Annotated in this window: 1 protein-coding gene; it reads left to right on the forward strand. The window is 54.3% G+C overall.

The window, feature by feature from the left end; all coding sequences use genetic code 11:
• Positions 1-50 precede the first annotated feature (50 nt).
• Positions 51-234 (forward strand): hypothetical protein (locus AAEZ06_RS28300; protein ID WP_350617530.1); only part of this gene is annotated, 184 nt, incomplete at its 3' end.

Consider the following 234-nt stretch of genomic DNA (forward strand, 5'->3'; position numbering starts at 1 on the left):
GTTCACGATCGCGTCCAATGCGTGGAAACCCGAGGGAATGAGCGACTGCCATGACTTACAACTCCAATGGTCTGATTGATGGCGGTCATTGTCGGCAGAGGGATGTCTTGAGACAAACTCATTTTGTTCTAGATCATCACAAGATTTGCTCACGTTTAGGTGGGCAGGATATTGGCGGCGCTACTGTGGGGGTTTGTGTTGCCAGGGCGGCCGTCATCGCGGCCTCGCTTGGGC

The organism is Pseudomonas sp. HY7a-MNA-CIBAN-0227, from assembly GCF_040310325.1.
GTDB lineage: Bacteria > Pseudomonadota > Gammaproteobacteria > Pseudomonadales > Pseudomonadaceae > Aquipseudomonas.